The organism is Flavobacterium sedimenticola (assembly GCF_030053345.1).
GTDB classification, from domain to species: domain Bacteria; phylum Bacteroidota; class Bacteroidia; order Flavobacteriales; family Flavobacteriaceae; genus Flavobacterium; species Flavobacterium sedimenticola.
The window spans coordinates 1-704 of sequence record NZ_JASGBP010000024.1 but is presented as its reverse complement, the minus strand read 5'-3'; the positions used below and the strand labels follow the sequence as shown (position 1 = coordinate 704).

Here is a 704-nt window from a genome sequence, read left to right as displayed (position 1 = left end):
GTTCCCGCTCCGTTTAAGGTAACCGTTTGATTCGCTCCGCCGTTGATGTTATACGTTACCGTAGCATTCGGAGTACCGGTCAAGGTAAAGGTAGCACTGCTGTTCGAACAAATCGTCGTCGGACTTACCGACGCACTCGCCGTTGGTAATGGCAACACCGTTAAAGTAACACTGCTGGTTTGCGGATTCACACAACTCGGAGTCCCTGCACTGGCGACACTAACAATATTCAATGTCGTATTGGCCGTGTAAGTACCACTAATGGTTGCCGTTCCCGCTCCGTTTAAGGTAACCGTTTGATTCGCTCCGCCGTTGATGTTATACGTTACCGTAGCATTCGGAGTACCGGTCAAGGTAAAGGTAGCACTGCTGTTCGAACAAATCGTCGTCGGACTTACCGACGCACTCGCCGTTGGTAATGGCAACACCGTTAAGGTAACACTGCTGGTTTGCGGATTCACACAACTCGGAGTCCCTGCACTGGCGACACTAACAATATTCAATGTCGTATTGGCCGTGTAAGTACCACTAATGGTTGCTGTTCCCGCTCCGTTTAAGGTAACCGTTTGATTCGCTCCGCCGTTGATGTTATACGTTACCGTAGCATTCGGAGTACCGGTCAAGGTAAAGGTAGCGCTGCTGTTCGAACAAATCGTCGTCGGACTTACCGACGCACTCGCCGTTGGTAATGGCAACACCGTTAA

At 50.4% G+C, this 704-nt stretch carries 1 pseudogene; it reads right to left on the bottom strand.

Going from position 1 to position 704, the window contains the following annotated elements:
* A pseudogene (locus QHT84_RS14130) lies at positions 1-704 on the bottom strand (hypothetical protein); the annotation flags it as partial.